The organism is Mahella australiensis 50-1 BON (genome assembly GCF_000213255.1).
GTDB lineage: Bacteria > Bacillota > Clostridia > Mahellales > Mahellaceae > Mahella > Mahella australiensis.
Genome location: NC_015520.1, coordinates 243,557 through 266,453, shown reverse-complemented (window position 1 = coordinate 266,453; position 22,897 = coordinate 243,557). Strand labels below are relative to the sequence as shown.

The 22,897-nt window shown below is 49.8% G+C and carries 13 protein-coding genes; 4 read left to right on the top strand and 9 right to left on the bottom strand.

Annotated features, from left to right (window positions below):
- Positions 1-71: 71 nt before the first annotated feature.
- Entirely contained in the window at positions 72-284 is a 213-nt protein-coding gene (gene rpmE / locus MAHAU_RS01160) for a 50S ribosomal protein L31 (protein ID WP_041643755.1), read from the bottom strand.
- A 153-nt stretch (positions 285-437) separates the two neighbouring features.
- Between rpmE and MAHAU_RS01155 the strand changes: the two genes are divergently transcribed.
- A complete protein-coding gene (locus MAHAU_RS01155; protein WP_013779793.1) occupies positions 438-1,775 on the top strand; it encodes an ISNCY family transposase in 1,338 nt (445 codons plus the stop codon).
- 702 nt (positions 1,776-2,477) lie between these two features.
- Here the strand turns inward: MAHAU_RS01155 and hcp are convergent.
- Entirely contained in the window at positions 2,478-4,037 is a 1,560-nt protein-coding gene (gene hcp, locus MAHAU_RS01150; RefSeq protein WP_013779889.1) for a hydroxylamine reductase, read from the bottom strand.
- A 100-nt stretch (positions 4,038-4,137) separates the two neighbouring features.
- On the opposite strand from hcp, the gene MAHAU_RS01145 reads away from it, so the two are divergent.
- On the top strand, positions 4,138-4,815 hold the full coding sequence (locus MAHAU_RS01145; RefSeq protein ID WP_041643753.1) for a Crp/Fnr family transcriptional regulator: 678 nt from the start codon (positions 4,138-4,140) through the stop codon (positions 4,813-4,815).
- Between the two features lie 37 nt (positions 4,816-4,852).
- Here the strand turns inward: MAHAU_RS01145 and hydG are convergent, their stop codons facing one another.
- From hydG to MAHAU_RS14795, 6 genes are all read right to left on the bottom strand, one after another.
- Positions 4,853-6,283, bottom strand: coding sequence for a [FeFe] hydrogenase H-cluster radical SAM maturase HydG (hydG, locus tag MAHAU_RS01140; protein WP_013779887.1), 1,431 nt, complete (start codon positions 6,281-6,283; stop codon positions 4,853-4,855).
- Positions 6,284-6,397: 114 nt separating this feature from the next.
- Complete coding sequence (locus MAHAU_RS01135) at positions 6,398-6,643, bottom strand: TM1266 family iron-only hydrogenase system putative regulator (protein ID WP_013779886.1); 246 nt, start codon at positions 6,641-6,643, stop codon at positions 6,398-6,400.
- Between the two features lie 76 nt (positions 6,644-6,719).
- Positions 6,720-7,565 carry a sugar phosphate isomerase/epimerase family protein gene (locus tag MAHAU_RS01130; RefSeq protein WP_013779885.1) on the bottom strand — a complete coding sequence of 282 codons (846 nt, stop codon included), beginning with the start codon at positions 7,563-7,565 and terminating at the stop codon, positions 6,720-6,722.
- Between the two features lie 128 nt (positions 7,566-7,693).
- On the bottom strand, positions 7,694-9,481 hold the full coding sequence (locus MAHAU_RS01125) for an ABC transporter ATP-binding protein (protein WP_013779884.1): 1,788 nt from the start codon (positions 9,479-9,481) through the stop codon (positions 7,694-7,696).
- Positions 9,474-11,252 (bottom strand): ABC transporter ATP-binding protein, encoded by a 1,779-nt coding sequence (locus MAHAU_RS01120; RefSeq protein WP_013779883.1) that lies wholly within the window; start codon positions 11,250-11,252, stop codon positions 9,474-9,476. Before MAHAU_RS01120 ends, MAHAU_RS01125 begins: the two co-directional genes overlap by 8 nt.
- Before the next feature lie 185 nt (positions 11,253-11,437).
- Positions 11,438-15,076 (bottom strand): S8 family serine peptidase, encoded by a 3,639-nt coding sequence (locus MAHAU_RS14795; protein ID WP_013779882.1) that lies wholly within the window; start codon positions 15,074-15,076, stop codon positions 11,438-11,440.
- Positions 15,077-15,268: 192 nt separating this feature from the next.
- On the opposite strand from MAHAU_RS14795, the gene MAHAU_RS01110 reads away from it, so the two are divergent.
- Together MAHAU_RS01110 and MAHAU_RS01105 are read left to right on the top strand one after the other, a co-directional pair.
- Complete coding sequence (locus MAHAU_RS01110; RefSeq protein WP_013779881.1) at positions 15,269-18,535, top strand: hypothetical protein; 3,267 nt, start codon at positions 15,269-15,271, stop codon at positions 18,533-18,535.
- Positions 18,536-18,559: 24 nt separating this feature from the next.
- Positions 18,560-19,177 (top strand): Ig-like domain-containing protein, encoded by a 618-nt coding sequence (locus tag MAHAU_RS01105; protein ID WP_013779880.1) that lies wholly within the window; start codon positions 18,560-18,562, stop codon positions 19,175-19,177.
- Between the two features lie 347 nt (positions 19,178-19,524).
- Here the strand turns inward: MAHAU_RS01105 and MAHAU_RS14790 are convergent, their stop codons facing one another.
- Positions 19,525-22,563 carry a cell wall-binding repeat-containing protein gene (locus MAHAU_RS14790; RefSeq protein WP_013779879.1) on the bottom strand — a complete coding sequence of 1,013 codons (3,039 nt, stop codon included), beginning with the start codon at positions 22,561-22,563 and terminating at the stop codon, positions 19,525-19,527.
- Positions 22,564-22,897 lie beyond the last annotated feature (334 nt).

Sequence of the window (22,897 nt, the reverse complement as noted above, 5' to 3'; positions counted from 1 at the left end):
CCCTTAATCGTTAACAAAATAATATTAAGAAAGGCTAGAGAAAGGATCTCTAACCTATCATATGGGCAGACCTATTGGTCTTCCTTCAAGCCATATCTTTGCCTGAAACGCTCGACGCGACCGCCCGTGTCCACCAGCTTCTGTTTACCAGTAAAGAACGGATGGCACTGCGAACACATTTCCACATGTATCTCCTTTTTGGTAGAACCGGTGGTAAATGTATTTCCGCAAGCGCATATCACCTTTGCATCCTTGTAATAAGTCGGATGTATATTCTCTTTCATCATATATCACCTCCAGAATCAGCTTCATTATTATAGCACAAGTCGATGAATAATATCAATGGTTACGTGCATATAATGTTATTATTCTATGATATTGTCATAGTAAAATTATTCTGCGATAATGTCATTATGAGGAGAGAGGAACAGTATTGTATGACAGAGAGCGAAATGCAAAAACTTGTTGTTATTAATAAAGTCATCGATGGTACGTTAACCGCAAGTGAAGCTGCGCAGGTTTTAGACCTAAGTGTTCGTCAAATATTTAGACTTAAGAAGGGGGTTAAAGAACAAGGTGCGTCTTTCGTTATTCATAAGAACAGAGGCCGTAAACCTGCTAATGCTTTAAGTGATGAGCTAGTAAACCATATCCTCACTTTGAGGAAGGAAAAGTATTTTGATACGAATTTCTCTCATTTTAGAGATTTGCTTGAGGATGATAAGGGTATTATTCTTAGTAATTCCTCGGTTTATAGAATCCTTGATAATGCCGGTATTCAAAGCCCTAGAAAGCATAGACGCCCTCGTAAGATTCATGCTAGAAGGGAACGTATGCCTCAGGCTGGCATGTTGGTGCAAATCGATTGCACCTCTTTTGAATGGATTCCTTCTGTAGGTAATATGGCTCTCCACGGTGCCATAGACGATGCCACCGGTCAGGTCCTCGCGCTCTATTTTACTGAAAACGAGTGTATGAATGGCTATTTTGAGCTCATGCGTACCATCATTGGCCAATATGGTATCCCTATATCTCTATATGCCGATAAGCATACTATATTTGCTTCTCCTAATAAGGGTAAAATCTCTATCGAGGAGCAGCTTGAGGGTAAAGTGGTAAATGAAACCCAGTTCCAAATGGCTATGAGTACATTGGGTATATCTATCATTAATGCCAGGTCCCCTCAGGCTAAGGGCCGCGTAGAGAGGCTATGGAATACTTTGCAGGATAGGCTCAGGGCAGAATTGAGGATTTATGGCATTGATTCTATGGAAAAGGCCAATGAGTTTTTGCCTAAGTTCCTGGAGAGATATAATAAAAGGTTCGCCATAGAGCCTCAAGATCCCGAGCCTGCTTTTAGAGAATTACCGCCGGATATCGACTTAGATAATATACTTTGTGTTAAGTTATCTAGAAAAGTTGATAATGGCGGCGTATTTTCTCTACACAGCCAATATTATCAAGTTGTATGTGATGATGGCAAAACCGTTGCACCTATCGTTCCTAGAGCTAAGATAACGGTTCTTACCAGCCCTAGGATAGGTATACGGGTGCAGTATGGCAATAATATATATGCTGTGAAAAAGCTCGATGAACCGCCTAAGAAAGCTCAGAAAGCTAATAAGGCAAGTTCATCGAGCACAGCTAAGCCTTATAAGCCTTCTCCCACTCATCCTTGGAAACAAGGTTGGCAGAAGGCGCCATCATATTGGTATGAGGAATCAGACAGAGAGATTTTAGAGGCTCTGTATAATTCCTCACGCGCCTGGCACTAGCCAGTATTAAGGCTTACAGCCTAATTATATAATAGCTGCGAAATGAACGTGCGTCAAGGGCAAGCGGAGCTTGTTTATTTTACCCTTTACGCACGGGAATGGAGCAGCTAGAATTTAGCAAAGCAGTAAGCCTTAAGATAGTATTATCTTTTTTGCTCATTTGGTGGTAATATATGTTCTCATATCATATTAATGTAAGTTGCTAAAGTTATATAACCAGCTTACTGTAATATAATCTATATTTAATGTTCCAATTATAGTAAATCCATACATCGCTATGAAATTTTCGTTGAATAAATATCAGCCATTTACTATGACATTTTCGCTGACTATTGACATGGTTACGTGCATATAACTTCGATTCGTAATATAGCAAATTCAGCGCATGCAATGATATAAATCCTACGCCCGCTCATGAAATATTGCCGGCGTACTTACAATTCGTTTCGCTTGAGCAAGCTAACGCCGGCAATTCGCGTCCATGCTCAGTGCCGGCTGGTCGGGCGTCCATGCCCGACCTACGCTTGCTCTACGCTGCACTCATTGAGTACGCCTACGCAATATTTCAAGGCGTTCTCCGGCTTTATATCATTTGCATCGCTTTATATCGCCCGTTTCAGTCACATATTACGGATTGCAAGTATATAAAAAAGAACCGTCTTGAGACGGTTCTTTTTTATATACATCATTTATAACTTCTAATCAACCGAGGATTGCTTTGAGGTCCTCTTCCGGTGTGGTGATGGGCTTTATGCCGAAGTTGTCAGCCAAAACCTGCAACACATTGGGCGACAGGAAGGCTGGCAGCGTCGGGCCTAAGCGTATATTCTTTACGCCCAGTGCCAACAGCGAAAGAAGTATGCATACCGCTTTTTGCTCATACCATGACAGCACAAGTGAAAGCGGCAGGTCGTTTACACCCACGCCAAAGGCATCGGCCAAGGCAAGCGCCACCTTTACGGCGCTGTATGCGTCGTTGCACTGGCCCATATCCATGATGCGCGGCAAGCCGCCTATCTCGCCGGCATCGATATCGTTGAAGCGGAATTTGCCGCATGCCAACGTAAGCACCACGCTGTCTTGAGGCGTCTGCTTTACAAATTCGGTATAATAGTTCCTGCCCGGGCGTGCGCCATCGCATCCGCCGACCAAAAAGATGTGTTTTATAGCGCCGGATTTAACGGCATCTATAACCTTGTCGGCCACCGACAGCACCGCATCGTGGGCAAAGCCGGTGGTTAAAACATCGCCGCCGTTGATGCCGGTCATCTTCTTATCCTCGGGATAGCCGCCGAGTTCGATGGCTTTGTCTATAAGCTGCGAAAAGTCCTTATTGCCATTCTCATCTTCAATTATATGCACCGCACCCGGATATGCCACCACCGATGTCGTAAATACTCTATCTTTATAGCTGTCCTTGGGCGGCATCAAACAGTTGGTTGTAAATAGCACCGGCGCCGGCAGATCCTTGAATTCCTTCTGCTGATTCTGCCATGCCGTTCCGAAATGCCCTTTCAAATGGGGATATTTATGCAATTCGGGATACGCATGAGCCGGCAGCATCTCGCCGTGCGTATAGATATTTATGCCCTTGTCTTTGGTCTGCTCGAGCAACAAATACAGATCGTGGAGATCATGGCCGGTGACGACTATAAACGGCCCCTTCTCGATGTTATAGGTAACCCTAACAGGCGAGGGATTGCCATAAGCGCCGGTATTAGCCTCGTCAAGCAGTTCCATACACCTGAAATTTACCTTTCCGAATTCCATCAGCAGGCCCAACCATTCATCTATTGAATGCTCGTTTGCAAGCTCAGAAAGCCCCTTGTAGAACCATCCGGTCACCTCATCATCGACCTTGCCGAGTATGCGCGCATGATGGGCATAGGCCGCCATCCCTCTCATCCCGAAAAGCAGCGTCGAACGCAGCGATACTATGTCGGTATCGCCTTCAAAAAGCGGCCCGTCAAACGGCTGCCCCCCAAGCCCCTCCCTTTCGGCTTTTATCTCATCCTTTAAGCAGGAGATGGCCTGCGGGTCGAAGTTAACATTGGTAACGGTGGCAAACAACCCGTCGACGATCAGCTCATCGGCCCTTTTGGTACGGCCGTTGGCCAACCCCATACGAGCAAGCGCTATCATCTCGCGCGTAAGGTCATCCTGAGCCACTGCCGTAACAGCATCCTTTCCGCATACGCCTACGTTGCGGCAACCATTTCCGCCGGATGTCTGCTCACACTGAAAGCAAAACATATTTGACATCTTCTATTCCTCCAAATTCCCTATTGATTTCGTACCGTTATTATAGTATATTTTAACTGTAATTTCGGTTGCTATAGCAACAAAATAGGAAGGATAGAACATGATGAGTTCATTGAATATAAAATCTCCGCTGTTTGAGGGTATCGAGGACGATGATCTCGACGCAATGCTTTCCTGCCTTAATGCAAAGGCAGCATCGTTTCCCCGCGGGGACAATATAGTATGCGCCGGCGATGAAATCTCGAATATAGGCGTCGTACTGTTCGGTGAAGTAAATGTTTCCAAAGACGATGCCTTCGGCCGACGCCAGATAATAGCGAATTTGAAGGCCGGCGACACGTTCAGCGAGGTATTCGTCTGCGCCGGCATAAACGAAAGCCCCGTTACGGTGACTGCCGCAACAAATGCTGATATACTTTTTATCGATTATGCATTCTCTATAAAAAGATGCACCAAGTCCTGCATATTCCATACAAAGCTGATAGAAAATATGCTCAGCCTTTTAGCGCAAAAAAACATTGCGCTCAGCGCGAAGATCGATTACCTATCAACAAAAAGTCTGCGCAGTCGGATTGCGGCCTACCTGCTCGATGAGAGCAAGAAACAGACGAGCGACCTGTTCTACATACCGTTTAACAGAAACGGCCTGGCCGATTACCTTGGAGCGGATCGCAGCGCCATCTCGCGCGAGCTCAGCCGTATGAGGGACGACGGCCTTATCGAGTATTGGAAAAACAGCTTTAAGATTATCGATAGAAAAGCCTTGCAAAAAGTTTAAGGCATGGGTTTTCATAACCCATGCCCCTATGCTTTTATCAGAAATATAAATCGCGTTGGCCCTTCTCGATGAGCTTAAGGCGCTCCTTTGTGATCTCGCGTATGCGATCTTTGCCTATATCCTTCAGATGCTGCTCGATGGCCTTCTCCCCTATTTCCTTTGTCTGCGGCGACGCATAATCTTCAAGGTATTCCTTGAATGTCAATATGGCGTTGGGCAGGCACACGTTGTGTATATTGCCCGACTTGGCAAAGCTCATGAAGCGATCGCCGACGCGCCCTTTCCTGTAACAGGCCGTACAGTAGCTGGGTATATAGCCGCTCTCGCACAACGTGCGTATTATCTTATCGGGGCTGCGCAGGTCCTGCACCTCGAACTGAGCGGTATTCTCCCTTTCAGCATGCGGCCGGCCGTTTAAGAACTCCTCCCATTCATCCTTATAGCCGCCTACGCCGGTGCATGAGCCGGCGCTTATCTGCGATATGCCAACCGATATCACATCATCGCGATAGCCCGGGCGTTCACGCGTTGTAAGTATCATACCGGTATATGGCACCGCCAGGCGTATAACGGCCACTATCTTTTTGAAGTCGCGGTCAGACACCATATAGGGGAATTCGTTCATCGTGACGCTTTCGGCAGCCCTCAGCCTTGGCATCGATATGGTATGCGGCCCGGCACCATAAGTGCTGTCGAGGTGCATAGCGTGATACAGCAGGCCCATCACCTCAAAATGATAATCGTACAGTCCGAACAACACGCCTATCCCAACATCATCTATACCACCCTGCATAGCCCTGTCCATAGCCGTGGTGTGATAATCGTAATCGGATTTAGGGCCGGCCGGGTGCATCAGCTTGTACGTCGGCCGGTGATAGGTCTCCTGAAACAGGACATACGTGCCTATGCCGGCCGCCTTGAGCTTACGGTAATTCTCCACCGTAGTGGCGGCTATATTCACGTTGACGCGCCGTATAGCGCCGTTATCCTGCTGCACCGAATATATTGTCTTTATAGCATCCAACACATAGTCTATGGGGCAATTCACCGGGTCCTCGCCGGTCTCCAATGCCAGGCGTTTGTGGCCCATAGCCTCCAAAGCACGCACCTCGTCGGCTATCTCCTCCATCGTCAGCTTCTTGCGCACTATGTCGCTGCCGTAGTGATAGCCGCAATAACGGCACTTATTGACGCAATAGTTGCTTAGATAAAGCGGTGCAAACAATACCAGCCTTTTGCCGTATATGCGCTCTTTTACCTCGCGAGCCGTCCTGTATATGCCCTCAAGCAGCTCGTCGTCATCTACATATAACAGCGCCGCCACCTCTTCGGGGTCCAGCCCCTTGGCCAAAGCCGCCTTATCTATTATGCGCTGCACGTCCGTTTTGGTAGCCTTCCTGCCTTTCTCCAACGTACGGTTTATAGTATCCTCATCTATAAAGTCCGCCTTCATCCTTTCTTCTACCATAGAGCATCCTTCTTTCTAAAATAAAAAACCTGCTCTGCCTAAGATGCAGAACAGGCTCTATGTACCCCTTCCGACCTCAGGCATAAACCCTTGATCTCAGTTATTAAATATATTCTATTTTGTCAAAGCCGATTTTACATTCACATTCGGCAAAGCGCCCAACTGACCGGTCAATGAACCTATCTCATCGGTCGTGCCGTCCACTATGAGGGATATGACCGACAGGCCGCGCTCTTTGTATGGTATGCCCATACGCCCCACTATTATGTCACCGTGCCGGCTGAGTATATCGTTCAGCTTGGCCGCCACCTCTTCCCTGTGCTCGACTACTATACCTATAACGCCTATTCTATTTTCCACGCCGCCACCTCCGGTTCTTTGTTTATGTTAATATTTTAACATACTATGCCTCAAAAAACAAGAGCGGATTAATCGACTAAGCAGACTGCCACATCTGCTTTATGTATAACAAAGACCGGACACTCTCCTCCATAAAATCATCAAAACGGCATTCGGCCGATATGCCGCCGTCATAGCCGCTCTCCTTCAATGCCTTGAAGAACGGCATAAAATCCTCATCGTCCTCTATGGCGTAGCCCGGGTAACGCCGTTGCTTATTGGCTATGTGTACGTGCACCAGATGTTGTGCCGCTTTGGGTATAATATCAAACGATTCATGCTCTACCAGCATATGATACAAATCGGCCAGCAGCTTTACATGCGGCTGATCAGCCCTCAACGCCAGCTCCAAGCCCTCGGCCACGCTGTTTACTATATTGGTTTCCATTTTATTAAGCGGCTCTATTGCTATGGTCACATCGTAACGCGCGGCATAGCGCTCGCACAATTTCAAGAAATCCAGCAACTGCTCAATAGCCCTGTCAACCGGGAATCCTTCGGGCACCTTGCGCGCCGCCCCGCTGCCAAAGACCACATACGATGCTCCTACCTCGCTGACGCGCATCAAAGCTTTGCTCACATATTGCTCTATCTGCTCAACCGATACATCAGGACCGGTCAACGGTATAGAACCGGGTATAAAGCTGTTAAAAGCATGTACCTTTATATCGGCTGCCGCGATCATGCCCTTTACCCTTTCAAAGTCATCATCCGACAGATTTGCCACGGTGCCTACGCCCAATTCCGCAAAATCGTAGCCATTCCGGTGCAGAGCATCCAGGCCCAACGCCAACTGCTTGGCAACATCGCCACTCTTATCGTCGCCCTGTTTCAACTGCTCCGCAAAAGATGCCATAGGCAGACAACATCCGAATTTCACCATTTCGACACTCCTCCATTTAATCTTTGATTTATGATATGCAATATCTGATCTTGCTATGGCTCAGCATATATGTCGAGTCTCTTGCTATACCAGAACACCTCGCTGCATCCGGCACCCGGATTGCCGAGCTATCCGGCCAGCAGCCAGCTAAACTGCGAGGTGTACAGCTCGCGGTATATGCCGCCTGCGGCCATGAGCTCATCATGCGTGCCCGACTCCTTTATTTGCCCCTCATCTATCACCATAATGCGGTCGGCATTGCGTATAGTAGACAGCCTGTGTGCTATGACAAATGAGGTACGCCCCTGCAGCAAACGTTCCAGCCCCATCTGCACCAGTCGCTCGGTATGAGTATCTATGCTGGATGTTGCTTCGTCCAATATGAGTATGCGCGGGTCGGCCAGCAGCGTGCGGGCAAAGGATATGAGCTGGCGCTGCCCTACCGACAGCCTGGAGCCGCGCTCGTGGACTTCGGTAAAATAGCCGTCTTTGAATTCCCTTATGAAGTCGTCGGCATGCACAGCCTTGGCCGCCGCTATCACCTCTTCATCGGTGGCATCCAGTTTACCATAGCGTATATTGTCCATAATGGTGCCCGAGAAAAGAAAGGTGTCCTGCAGCACTATGCCCATTTGGCTGCGCAGCGATTCCAGCGTCACGTCGCGCACGTCGTAGCCGTCTATGAGCACGCGGCCCGCTGTCACGTCGTAAAAGCGCGCTATAAGGTTTATTATAGTCGATTTGCCGGCACCTGTCGGCCCAACAAGCGCTATGTTCTCTCCCGGACGAGCCGTGAAGCTCACATCTCTGAGCACAGGCTTATCCGGCTCATAGTGGAACCAGACGTGGTCAAATTCCACTCGCCCTTCTATAGGCGGCAGCGGTACGGCATCCGGCTTATCGGTAACCTCGGGTTTTGTATCCAATATATCGAATATGCGCTCAGCAGATGCCATAGCTACCAACAATTGATTATAGAAATTGCTCAGGTTGGTCAGCGGCATCCAAAACCTGCCTATGTAGCTGGTAAACGCAACCAGCGTACCCACCGTAACCTCACCGCCCACCACCATGCCTACGCCAATGATGAATACCAGCGCGTTGCCCACAGCGCCTATGATATTGAGGAGCGGACCGAAGGCGTTGTTGACGCGTATGGCGTTCATATGAGCCGTCTTTATACCGTCGTTTAGCCCCAAAAAAATGCTTTCATTGACTTCTTCCTGAACAAAGGCCTGCGTGACTCGCATACCCGATATGCTCTCCTGAAGATAAGCGTTCATATTGGAATTCTTCTGGCGCACTATCTGCCATCGCCGCCTTATAAGATTGCGCAGGCCGAACACCAATGCCGCGAGCGCCGGCAGCAGTATAAACGATATCAGCGTAAGCCTCGTATTCATGCTGAACATAATGCCTATTATAGCGGCCAGCATGACGAAGTCGTTCAAGACATTGATGAGGCCGTTGGTCAAAAGGTCATTGAGCGAATTCACGTCGTTTATCAGGCGCATCATGATCTTGCCCGCCGGCCGGCTGTCGAAAAATGTGAACGACAGGCTTTCTATATGCCTGAACAGGTCCATACGCATGTTATACAGTATGCTCTGACCCATAGCGGTCATCATCACTATGCGCTTGCGGTTTATAAAGTAGGTGGCTATGGTAATACCTGCAAATACCAGCGTAAGGTACATCATGCCGGGCACATCGCCTGCCGCTATGTAATTATCTATGGCCAGCTTTATTATATATGGACCGGCCAGCCCTGCCACCGTAGCCGCCGCCATAAGAACAAAAGCCATGGCAATATTCTTCTTAAAAGGGCCCAGATACCCGAGCAGGCGCATGAATTGGTCCTTGTTAAACGGCCTGCGCAGCGGCTCATCATCGGAAAAACGGTTCGTCCTAGCCATGGCGCACCATCCTCTCTATCTCCTGGCGGCTCTTTACCATATCGTCGACCACCAGATCCTTATACTGATCCCTGAATATATCGTAGTAAACGCCCCTTAGCTTGAGGAGCTGATCATGCGTGCCACGCTCGACTATGCGCCCATTCTCCAATATTATGATCTCGTCGGCATCCTTTACAGCCGATATGCGATGGGCTATGATAAACGTCGTGCGCCCTGCCATCAGGCGCTTGAGCGCCTGCTGTATCTTATGCTCGGTCTCCATATCCACGCTGGAGGTGGCATCATCCAATATAAGTATGGGGGCGCTGACCAGAAGCGCGCGCGCTATGGCTATGCGCTGCTTCTGTCCGCCGGATAAGCCCACGCCGCGCTCGCCCACCACCGTATCGTAGCCTTCCGGCATCTCCATTATGAAGTCATGCGCGCACGCCGCCTTGGCCGCCGCTATGATCTCATCCATAGATGCGTCGTCTTTTCCGTAGGCTATATTATTAGCTATAGTATCAGAGAACAAAAAGGTTTCCTGCATGACCACCGACACGCTGCGTCTAAGCGTTTTTAAGTCCCAATCCCTTACGTCAACGTTATCGACCAGCACACGGCCTTTCTGAGGGTCATAGAAACGGCATATCAGGTTGACGATGGATGTTTTGCCGGCACCGGTAGCGCCCATGATGGCCACCTTCTTGCCGGCCGGCGCATCTATATCGATATCCTGAAGCACTACGTTATCTTCATACTTGAAGGTCACATTGTCAAAAAGCACATCGCCGCGCACCTTATCGGGCTTATATGCATCCGGTTTAACCGGCATGGAGGTATTGGTATCCAGCAATTCAAATATACGCTGGCCGGATGATATGGCTTGGCCGGTCATATTCAGCAACATACCCAATTGCCGCATAGGCCATATAAGAGACCAAAGATAGCCGTTAAACGCCACCAGCGTACCCACTGTCATCTGGCCGTCTATGACCAGCCATCCCCCGTAGCATACCAGCACCACCACGCTCATGCCGCTCAGCAGTTCCAGCAGCGGTCCGAAACGGCCATTCAGCAATCCCGCCACCATATTTTTCTTATAGACCTCGCTGTTCTCTGCCTGGAAACGTTCTATCTCATATTTCTCGCGGGCAAAGGCTTTGACGACGCGTATGCCGGTAATATTCTCCTGCAAAAAGCTGTTGAACGTCGCCATCTGACTGCGTATATCGCGGTAAGCCTGCCTTATACGCCTGTCGAAGTTTACGGCCGTAATCGCCAAAAGCGGCGAGAAGGACAGGCACACCAGCGTCAAGCCTACGTTCATATTGAATAATATAATGGTCACGCCTACGAATATCACCATGCTGGATATAAGCGTTGGAAAACCGCCTACCATAAAGGCGCGTATGCCCTCCAGGTCCCCTGTCAAACGCGACATGAGCTCGCCTGTCCTCGCCCTGTCATAAAATGAAAACGATGATTGCTGAAGATGCCTGTACATGGCATGGCGAATGGAATATATGACTTTTTGAGAGAGGTTTTCAAACGAATAGCTGTGCGTATACTGCAGCACGGCACCCACTAAACTGACTGCAACCAGCCCCGCTGCCAGCGGCCACAAGAGCTCCAGCTCTCCGCCCTTTACCACGCGGTCTATCAACAATCCCGTAAGATAAGGATTGATCATGCCCGCTCCTGCGGCAGCCAGCAACGCTACGGTAGTCAGCACGAATTGCAGCCTGTATGGATGCACGTAACCCCACAGCCGCTTGAAAATATCCATATTAAAACCCACCTTTTAGAACGCCTGCGCGCTCTTTCTATATTCATTGCTATTCTACCCTATAAGCGCGGATAATAAAAGCCCAATAAAGCTCCAAAATGCCAGATATATGAGTAAACGGCCGCTTATGACAATATAAGGGCCGTTTTGCTCACTCAATCACATTATTTCGCCGTTTTGCTGGGTTATTTATACGGCAGCGTCACAGCTTTAAGTGCGGCATCGGATACCGCGCCTGTGCCGCCCGCCACATATACGCGCGCAAGGCGCGACTGAGCGGCATAATCTACCACCTCATCTTTTATGCCTCTAGGTGGTACGAGTATGATAGGCATACCGCGCTGAGCGGCAAAAGCAGCGCCTGACAGCGCATCGGGGAAATTGCCGCCGGTAGCCAGCATTATCTCGCTAAAACCGGTCTTGCCGAAATGATTGGCTATCTCTACGGCCGTCGCATATCTGTCGGGCCCGGCCAATCTCTTGGTCTGTATACCCATGGCGTTTATCTCATACTCGGCCGCCGCAGGCACCGCCCCCGTATCGCCGGCTATCAGCACATCGGTTATGCCCCACGCCTTAAGAGCAGCCCTGGTATCCTCATTCAAGTCGTCTTTGTCCGCAAATAATATCGGTATGCCCTTCGCCGCGCAAAACGGCGCCGCTGCCAGCGCGTCGGCGAAATTATACCCGGTGGCTATCAGGGCTGTACCGGACTTGCGCTGTATATACTGCCCTATTGCAACCGCCGTCTTATACCTGTCGCTGCCCCATATGCGTTCGACAGAAATACCCATAGACTTCACAGCACCTTCGACAGCTTTCGACACAGCTCCTGTACCTCCTAATATATACACCTTTTTCACGCCCAGGCGATATAATTCATCGGCCGCAGCATCCGACAGCTCATACGGATCGGTCAACAGCACCGGCGCATCTTTAGCATAGGCCAAAGTCGTGCCGGCCAGCGCATCGGCAAACGATTTACCGCTGACCAGCACCGCGGCATCAGCGCCGACCGGCCACCCCCTGCGGCTGACTGCGGCAGCGGTGGTGTAACGGTCAGTGCCGCTCAAGCGTTCGGATGGCACGGCTTTGCCCAGCATATAATCCATGAGGTCAGTAGCGCCCAGCCCCAGCCGCCATATCGAAATGCCTTTTAATCCGAATTCCTCTGCCAGCCTCGTCTTGGACGTTATGCTCTTCTTATCCTCATAGAAGAATTCATCCTCAATATATGTACCGTCCGCCTTCTGGCGTTTAAGGTAAGCATAGCCCACACCGTATTTGCTATCGTACCTGTACCCTATCGGAGTCACCTCATCGACGGTGCTGCTGGCCAGGGCGTTTTGCATGGCGCTGTATGTCGGGGTAACAGGCGTATACGAGCCTGCCTGCCATTGCACGGGTGCCATAGACACCTGCAGCAATATCTTCTGCGGCGGTATATAGGCTACGGCCTGCTCCACCGCTTTCCTTACAGATGGATATGGCGCGGATGCCGGCTCGGCAGCCCTGGTCAGTTGATAATCGTGGGCCATGAGTATGACCTGATCGGCCACCCTCCCTATGTGGCTGTAGTCATAACCGTCATAGTACGGCTGCACGCATACGCCGAGCAGCTTATCTCCCGGCATGGCTTTGCTCAATTTCTCCAGAAACGCATTAAATCTGGCCCTGTTCTCCGATGTCAGCCCCTCGAAATCCACTATAATACCGTCGTACTCGACCGCTCCGCCGATTTCGTCCAACACATAGCTATACGTGCCGTTATAATAATCATAATACTTTATGCCGAAATCCTCTGTCATCTGAGCTATTACTTTATCGGGGGAGGCCAGCAACGCATCGGCTATATCCTTATCGTCCATAAACACCGACAGCATCAGCTTAGCTCCGCCATCCCTCATATCGTCTACCAGCGACTGGATATTGCCCTCGGGCACGCCGTAATCGTATTGCTTGCCATTCTCCTTCTTCCGCTGGGAGAAATATACGCCGCTGTTGTTTTGCCTTATCTCACCCCATGCCAATGCCACCTGATCGCTTTTAGACGCATAATCCTTCTCATTATAGCTGGATATGGCATAATAGCTGTTCAGATAAAGGTCGTTAGATGCCGGCTGCCCGCCAACGGCATCAGGCCGCTGTGAGGTTTTTACCGGCCCGGATACGCTTACGCCATACGGCTCCGCCGACCAGTGCAAATTTACATCGAGCAGCACTATATAATATGTACCCGTCCTCGCGGCGAACGAAAAAATTTCATCCCTGCCCACAGGCGCATTATCGAACACATCGAGAAGATTCCCGCCGCCGTCATACACCGCTGCCGCCATGTCGAGATTGGGCGGTGCATCCACTGCTACTTTAACGCTGCCCGAAGAAGTGACCTCTACTTTATAGCAGTCCAAATCAGTCGGCATATCCACGCGCTGGCTCACGCCCTTGCCCGCATAGAGCATTTCGGCCTGCTGCAGATCATCCGGAACATCGGCCGACAAGTCGGGCAGCTCCTGCTTGAGCGCCGCATAGGCATCCAGCCTGCCGTAGCCATAATACTCGTTCCATTCATCACCTGCCATGGACGCGGGCTTTGCAGCCGACGACTCTATAAGGTACTCGACCTCGGCCGGCGTAAGATCCGGGTCTTTGGCCAGCAGCAATGAAGCGGCAGCCGATACAAAAGGCGCAGCCAGCGACGTACCGTCAGCAGACGCATAAGTAGCCTTTCTCCCATCGCTGTAAGTCGTGTATATATTTACGCCCGGCGCAGCTACATCCAGCGGTGGACCATGGTTGGAAAAATCAGTTATGACGTCTTGTTCATCGCCGGCGCCCACCGCTATGACAGGCGCATAAAGCGCCGGAAAGCTTACGGCCGTACCCTCATTGCCCGATGCAGCCACGAGCAGCACGCCCTTTTGCCCGGCATAGAGCAAAGCCTCCGAAACCGGCCTATCAGCTAAGACGTCGAGTTCACCGCCGAAGCTCATATTTATCACATCGGCGCCCCCATCGACAGCATAATATATGCCCTCTATGACATCTGACGAATAAAAATAACCGTCCGCAGTGGCTACTTTAACAGGCAGTATCTTGCACCTTCTGTCCACGCCGGCTATGCCTGTGCCATTATTGGCCACAGCCGCTATGACGCCGGCTACCATAGTACCATGACCGTTATCATCCGACGGATAAGAGTCATTATTGACAAAATCATAGCCCTCCAGCACGCGGTCTTTAAGGTCCGGATGACGTGCATCCACGCCCGTATCAAGCACAGCCACCGTCACCTTCGCGCTGCCTTGCGTTATACCCCATGCCTTGGGCGCATTTATCTTCTTTAATCCCCACTGATTCGGATAATATTCATCGTTAGGCTCGATATCCATCTCATAAACATAATCAGGCTGAGCATACTCGACGCCGGGCAGCGCACTCAACTGCCGGGCTATAGAGGCAACATCGGCCCCTTCTGGGGCATTCACCACATATATGTTCCTCTTGCTCAACGCCAGCTCATCCTGGTCCACCGTCAGCCCGTAATTCTTCCACTCGGGCATATAACCCTCGTTTAATTTGACTATAATGCGGTTTCCCTGGACTTTGGCGCCATCGGGCACTGACAACGTCGATGCTTTGCTGTCAGCCAGCCTGCTGTATATATCTTCAGCGTTTATGTCAGCGCTCCGCTGCACCGCTATGGCCGGCTGCTGCTCCGGCACATCCGGCTGCGGCGCGGCTATGGTCGGCTGCAGACCCGCCAACAGTGCAAATACCAGCGCGAGCACCAAAACGCTTTTTAATTTCTTCAGTTTTTTCATCGAGATCACCCCTCATATCTGCTGGAACTATTATACCATATTCTATGGAAAATGAATACTTCCCTGTCGCCTCAATAATACCATATTTTAGATTGCTGTACAATAGAAATTTTGCCTTCGATTCATAAAGAAATGCACGTCCCTTTCCGAATGATATAATAAGAAACATAATTAAGAAAGGGGCAGATAATATTGCATTTCAAAAAAACACATGCCTGCCATCTAATGCGCTTAAGCGCAGCCATGATGGCGGCCTTGCTGGTGCTCGCGCTGTTTCCCGCATCTACATATGCAGCCGGGGCCACCATATCGCCTGATACCATAAACGAATCTGTCATAACCGGCGGCAGCACAATAACAATAACGTTGGACAGCAACAGTTGGGCGCTGGACAGCGGCAGCACCAAAACAGCCAAGTGCAACGCACTGGTCAACGCGATGACTACCGGCTCGGAAAGTCAAGAGCTGAATAAAATCAAAGACGCGCTGAGAAATAATCCCGATGCATTCAATGCAAGCGGGCAGGCCCTGACTATAACGTTGCCGGCGGTCAGCGGCTATGACATAAAGTATGACCAAACCATAACGGTCAATATACCATCATCGCTGCTCGCCAACTCGTCCGACCTCGTATCAATCCCGCCCGCTTTAACAGTAAAGGCCGAATCCGAGGCCTTCATATCAGGTACCGCCACCGCAGCCGGCGAAGCCGATATAGTGCGTGGCGGCAGGAGGCTTTCAATATCGCTCAATAACGGCTCATGGCATGACATCGTGTATGCCACGACAAACCGCGAGGCATTATTCGACTGCCTGACAGCATCTTCCCAAAGCGGGGAATGGGACAAGGTAAAGGCAGCGCTCAAGGCCGCTGACCCCGCTTCTACGCTAGATGTATCCAGCGATGGCAAAACAGCGACTATAACCCTGCCGGCAGTACCTGAATACAATATATCCGGCGCGCAAACCATAACATTGGACACCGCAGCGCTGGCAAGCCTGGTAACAGTAGACGGCACGCTCAAGGATTCGCAACCGTCATTTACCATAACACCGTCCGATACAACAGCTCAATTGAGCGGCACCGCCTTGTCTGCCTCTGAAAGCGATATAAAAGCCGGCGGCAGGACCCTCGTCATAGCGCTGACCGACAACCATTGGGCCGGTGATATAGCATCCAGCAAAGCCAAAAGGGACGCGCTGTTTGACAGTATAACCGCAAGAAGCGAACAAACCGAATGGGTCAAGGTAACCAATGCGCTGAAAGCGGCCGGACCGGCTGCGTTAGCGTTATCGGATGGCAATAAAAAGTTGACCATAACGCTGCCGGCAGTGACAAATTACAATATAACCGCCAATCAGACCGTAAATATAAGCATACTGCCGACGCTGCTCGAATACAGTTATCGGCTGGACACCATGAGCTTTATTATCACAGCAGACAAAGCCCTATCCCTCACCGGCACCGCCTTATCGGCAGATGAAAGCGCCATAGCCTCAGGCGGCAAGACCATCATTTTAACGCTGACCAATGCAAAATGGGCCGGCGACATAGCCACCAGCCGATCCAAGCGCGAGATGCTGCTGGATAAATTCACTGCCGGCGGGAGCGCATGGCAGGAAGTGATAGATGCCGTCAAGGCGCAGGGCACTGTCGCCCGCAACAGCGATACAAAGCTGACCGTAACTCTGCCCGCGGTGCCCGCATTCAACATATCGTCGGACATGGCAGTAGACTTTGCCGGCATATCGGTGGGTGACGGTTTGACCGACGCCGCCATACCCGCCGTACACGATGCCTTCATTATAAAGGCTGTCACAGGCCAAACTGCTGCCATATCCGGCACGATACTGTCCAAAACATCTGAAATAGACATAGCGCGCGGCGGCAAGATCATAAGGGTGACCCTGAAAGGCGACGCATGGGCGCCCGACATAGAAAGCAATGCGACAAAGCGCGCGCAGCTCTTGTCCGGATTTACCGAAACGCCGTCCTCATCTGCATGGGACAGCGTCATAGCAGGCGCTACAGTAAGGCTGGTCAATTCATCCACGATAGACATAACGCTGCCGGCCAAATCGGATTTCGACATAAGCAGCGACATGAGCGTGCAGCTTAGCATAGACAGCAGCCTTCTGACCACATCCAATACCGATATCACCGCCTCGCCGACATTCACAATATACGCCGTCAGCGCTGCGCTGTCCGGCACGGTACTGACCGGCGTATTCGACGCGCCGACGGTGCAAAAAGGCGGTAAGACCATCATTATAACGCTCAACAACGCATCGTGGGTAAGCGACGCCGTATCGGACAGCGCAAACCTGAACACTCTGCTGAACGGATTTTACGGTGCGGCATGGGCCCCCATAAAGGAAATCCTGCTGACCAACCCAAAGAATATAACGCTGAAAGGCAACCAGATAACCATAAAACTGCCGCCAGTGCCGGGATATAATATGAGCGGCCAGGTAACGCTGACCATACCCAAGGAGCTCATAAACGGCGCCAACAGCAATGTAAGCGCCACGCCGGCCATAAATATAGGCGCTTCGACGACCGCGTCCATCTCGCCGGCCGCTGTGCCGGAGGATGGCATAACAGCCGGCAGCGCCGCCATAAACATAACGTTGGCCAACAACACATGGGCGGCGGATACAGCGTCGAATAAACAAAAGGCCGGCGCTTTAACAAAAGGTCTATCGGCATCGTCGCAATCCGACCAATGGAAAAAGGTGCAATCGGCCTTATCTTCGGCCAATCCTTCCGACATAATCACACTGTCAGCCGACAAGCGCACGCTGACGCTGAGGTTCCCGGCAGTGACAGGCTATGATATAGCGCAGGACCAGGTGATAAGCCTTGTAATACCAAAGACTGCGCTGGCTGTGGCCAACGCCGATATAAACGCCGGCAACTTCACCATCACCGGAAACGCACCGTCTGCCACCGTTAGCCTTGAAGATGCCATAAACGACGGCACGCTGGCAGGATGGCTGGACAGCATGCCCACCACATCCATATACATCGTGGTGCCCGCAAAGCACATATACACTATAGACATTGCCCACACCTCATTCGGCACGGCCTACATCACCGATATAACCGTAACCACCGGCAACGCCGTGTCTTCTGTAGTGATAACGGCAGGAGGTGCCGAACGCACGCTGTCCGATTACAGGATATCGGGCGACAAGCGAATATTTAACGCAGGATTCATGGGCCTGCAAAAAGGCGCAGATATAATCATAAATGCTCTGGACAGCAGCGGCAGCAGCATCCAGTCACCCATAGTCAAAAAGCTGGCCGATGGACAGACATCGTACAACGAGGTGCCCAAAAATGCCCTCAGCGGCTCATATACGCTGCATACGCTGCTCAATGACAGCAAGCTGCTCAATTCCATGCTGCAGTATTACAGCCTGGCCGACCTGCATATCGGCATAAGCGGGCAATGAAAAGCAAAAAGGAAGGCGACAGATATGCATATAAACAAAAGAATTGCGATAATCGTACTGGCGGCAGCTTTATGGCTGACAACGGCGGCATATGCCTCCGCCGCGCCTGCCCAGTACAAGACATGGCCGCGCAAGTCCTCGGCCGATGTCAGAAAAACATGGTCCATAAAGTTCAATATGCCGTTGAATGAAAACAGCGTAAACGATCAAACCATATACGTGGTCGATGCCAGCGGCAAGCGCATAGACGTAAAATTGGCGCTTAGCGCCGATAAAACAACGGTGAAGGTAACGCCTGTATCACCGTATACCATCGGCGGCCAATACAGCATACACGCCACAACCGGCGTAGCCAGCGCCCATGGCAGGCACCTGTCCCAACAGGTCGTGATGCCGTTCATCATCACCGACCACCGTATAATAACCATTGAGAGCGCATACGATCCCATCATAACCAACCTCACCGTCACCGTCTCGTCCGACGTGTACAAGGTGACGGCAAACGGCATGGAACTGCATTATACAGGCAACGATACCTACAATTGCGGCCTGGTTGGCCTAAAGCCCGGCGACACCGTAACCATAAGGGCGTACGATGAAAGCAACAGGCTGCTAGAGAGCGCAAAGCACAGCATAGAATGACAAGCTTATAAACGGAAAGCACCTCACAGACAAATCCCATGTGAGGTGCTTTTTTCATCGGATCAATGTGACAATAACCCCGTCCCCTTGTCACCGGACAAGATAATCTTTAAGCCGGCTTATGTCGGCTTATTTCGAATATATCATCGTGGATATAAATAGTTTTGTGTATAGGGATTTCCAGGCTATTTTTAGCAATAGACTGTTCTTTGTATTTTCGTAGCAATGGTATAGCTTTTGCATTTATATTATTGCCATAATTATTTATACAGTATGGCGACTTTTGTCGCCTAATCGCTAACAAAAAAGAACCGGTAGATACCGGTTCTTTTTTGTAATACTTTTAGTTATTTTGCAATGCTAAACACTCCGACTTTCACTTGGTTATCATTAGCATCAACTATGATACTCGCAGCCGTAGAATCCTTTACTAATTCAACTGTCAGAGTCTGTGCATATTCAGCAGCGGTCAAATTATCCGCCAAAGTAATGATATAAGCTGACTCATACTCTCCTGGAGCTGTAGCTTCAGCAGCAACAGTCTCACCAGTTTCTTTGGTTGTGCCGACATATACATCTAGGTCATTAGGATCTACTGTTGCAACCTTTACAGGCTCAGTAAATACTACCTTTACCTTATTAGGAGCGATCAATGTCGCTGAAGATATTGTCGGCTTCACATTCTCTTTGAAGTACTCAGAAGTAGTATAAGCGTCCATTAAAACACCTGCGCTACTCTTTACACCACTGATAGTAACATTGCGCATGCCATCAAGTGTAATTGTACCCTCCGTAAGCTTAACTTCAACAACATTATTGGGTAACAATGTAGCTGAGGCCACTGACGCGCCATTAACTACATAATTAGCTTTATTAGTAGCCGATGCGCCATCGAGCGCTCTATCAAACGTTATTTGGAAAGTATCGTTGTCAATGACATCAATGCCATTGTTCGCCACATATGGAGCAAGTTCTCCAGCATCTACAGTTGTAACAACCAAAGGCTTGCCTAGGTCAGTATCAGCTCCACGAGCAAAGGTAATAGAAGTTGTGCCAAGTGGATTGCCTGATTTATCGGCAAATGCTCCGCCTATCGCTACAGTATAAGTAGCACCTTTAGCAATCACTGCCGATGGTAAAGCACCGTCTGGATCAAATTGTACAGCGCTTAACGCTACTTTGTACTGCTTGTCACCAGTATTTGCTACTGGTGTAAGACCGCTCAGGTTAATTGTGCCATATGTCGTAACATAATCTTTCACTTGTGTTGCAGCTAATGATGTCAATGTCCCCGCAACAACCCCTTCATCAAATGTCAGATACAGATACTCTGCGCCGTTTTCAGTCTTAACCTCTGTTTTAACTAACTTCGGAGCTGTTGTATCAGCTTTGAACTCATAAACTCTCGAGAAAGCATCATTCTGTTCTCCAGACAGATCGGTTACAGCATTTGCCACTATCCCTACTGTGTGTAATCCAGCCCCAACAGGTGCAAATTCAACTGTATACTTCGTTATATCTGTGCTGCTTTGAGTAATGATAGCTTCTGTTCCAATTAAAGCAGGGGTAGCATCATTCGCGGTCCTTGGTATTTCATCAATTAGTACATCAGTTGCCTCAAAGCCCTGTATCTGTTCGGAGAATTTAATCTCAAATGAACCTAAGCTTAACGGAGTAACTGAGGTAACAGTAGGCTTGACCCCATCTAGTTCTCCTTTTGTGAAATTAAATGTTACAGGGTTCGGGCTTATTAAATTGTAAGCATAATCGGCGGCACCAACTACTGTTGCAGCAATTTCCTTACCTGCTGTTACTCCGGCAGCAATTGTAAGATCTACATAGCCTTTTGCTAGATTCGAAGTATCAGCAGTTACGCTCGCTGCTGTTCCATCAGAAGTAAACTTGAAAGTCCAGCTTCCAGCACTTGACAAGGGCTCTGAGAATTTGACACGTACAGCAGAAGCATTTAATCTCTCTAGACCCGCCAATGCTGGTGCTGTAACATCACTTGCCGCAATAACATTAGATGTATATGACGCCATATACTCTCCAGTTGTTGCTGCAATTGTATTTCCTGGAACAGTTACAACAAAACTAACGTTATTAAAAGCACCTGTCGCCGCTGTTATAGTTAAAATTTTACCATCTGCACTCAATGCGGCCAAAGAAGTGTCGCCTATAGTAACGTTTCCCGTTCCACTAACCTTAGTAAGCGTGAATACATTCGCTTTTAAAGTTCCGTCAGAATCAAGAACTGTTGAACTATCCACTGCTTTATTAAATTTAACTTGTAATTGGGCCGCATTTATAGCACTTACGCTCACCACTTCCAGTTCTTCCGGCGTGGCCGCTTCCACCGCAGCAGCTATAGCCGCATCAAGCACCACTGTAGGTCCGCCCAATGCCACTATGGTATCAGCCTTTATACCGGTATTGGCCTTTATAAAGTCCACCGCAGCGGCATCCAAAGGATTGTTTGCTTTACCGGTGAGAAGCAGAGCATAGCTGTTCTTGGCAGCATATGGTCCGCCCGCCAAAGCATCGGCATAATTATAACCTGTGGCCAACACAGCGCCTTTGTAACCGTCAGCAGGCTTGAAGTAATCGGCTATGGCCACAGCCGTTTCAAATCTGTTAGCCTCGCCTATGCGGGTGACGTCGCCGCTTACTATACCCTCTATTTGGGTTTCTATAGCGCTCGATACGACACCGGTATCGCCCACTATGACGACATCTTTCACCCCAAGGTCAGCAAGGGCATCCTCGGTAGCTGCCTGCAAGCTGCCGGCACCGGCTTTGCCTGCGAACAGTATGGGCAGTACCTCTACTGATGCAGCGGCTGCCAAAGCATCGGCATAATCGTCGCCGCGGGCCACTACGACCTTGTCGGCATCGCCTATTTCCTCAGCCACCGCTACAGCCGTTTCATATCTGTTAGCGCCGGCCAGGCGCTCTACCGTCGTTACGCCGTCGATATCTTTAACTTCGTCGGCTACCGCGGGGTAAACCACGCCTTCGCCGCCCACTATGTATACCTTGGTTGCTCCAAGCCTGTCTATCTCATCCGCGGTAACATCGGGCAGCGCATCCTTTTGTGTAAGAAGAATAGGAGCGTTCAATTTCTTGGCCAAAGGCCCTGCGGCCAATGCGTCGGCAAATGACTGCGGCTCATTGTTCTTGCCGCCATACACCAGCACTACGTTATCTGATGTTTCCCATCCTTCTTTACTGATCTCTACGGCGGTCTCAATCCTGTTATCGCCGTAAATCCTCGTGCCCTCATCAGCAGCAAACGCCACGGCGCCTATGCCGCCGAACAGGCTGGTAAATACGAAAGCTAATGCCAGCAATAACGCTATACTCTTAGCTTTTTTCGATTTACTCATGTTTCAAGTCCTCCTCTACCTTTAAGTTTTTTTGATATGTTTGATATATTGGTTTGTACACGTGATAATTTCCCGCTGCCGCAGGCATAACCTCGGGCTATCACCGCCCTACCCTCCGAGGCATCTTCTCGAGCCACTCGCCTTATGTATCACCCCTTTCACTGGTACTGCCATAACAACCATCACCCCTCTCACAGCTACGCCAAACCGGTAAATAATACCTCCGTATGACGCTTAGGGCAATCACACCCTTTACAATACTATTATAAACCATGGGGGACGCTTGTCAATAACACTTTAGAAAAATATTCTACCATGCCTATCCTTAAGCATT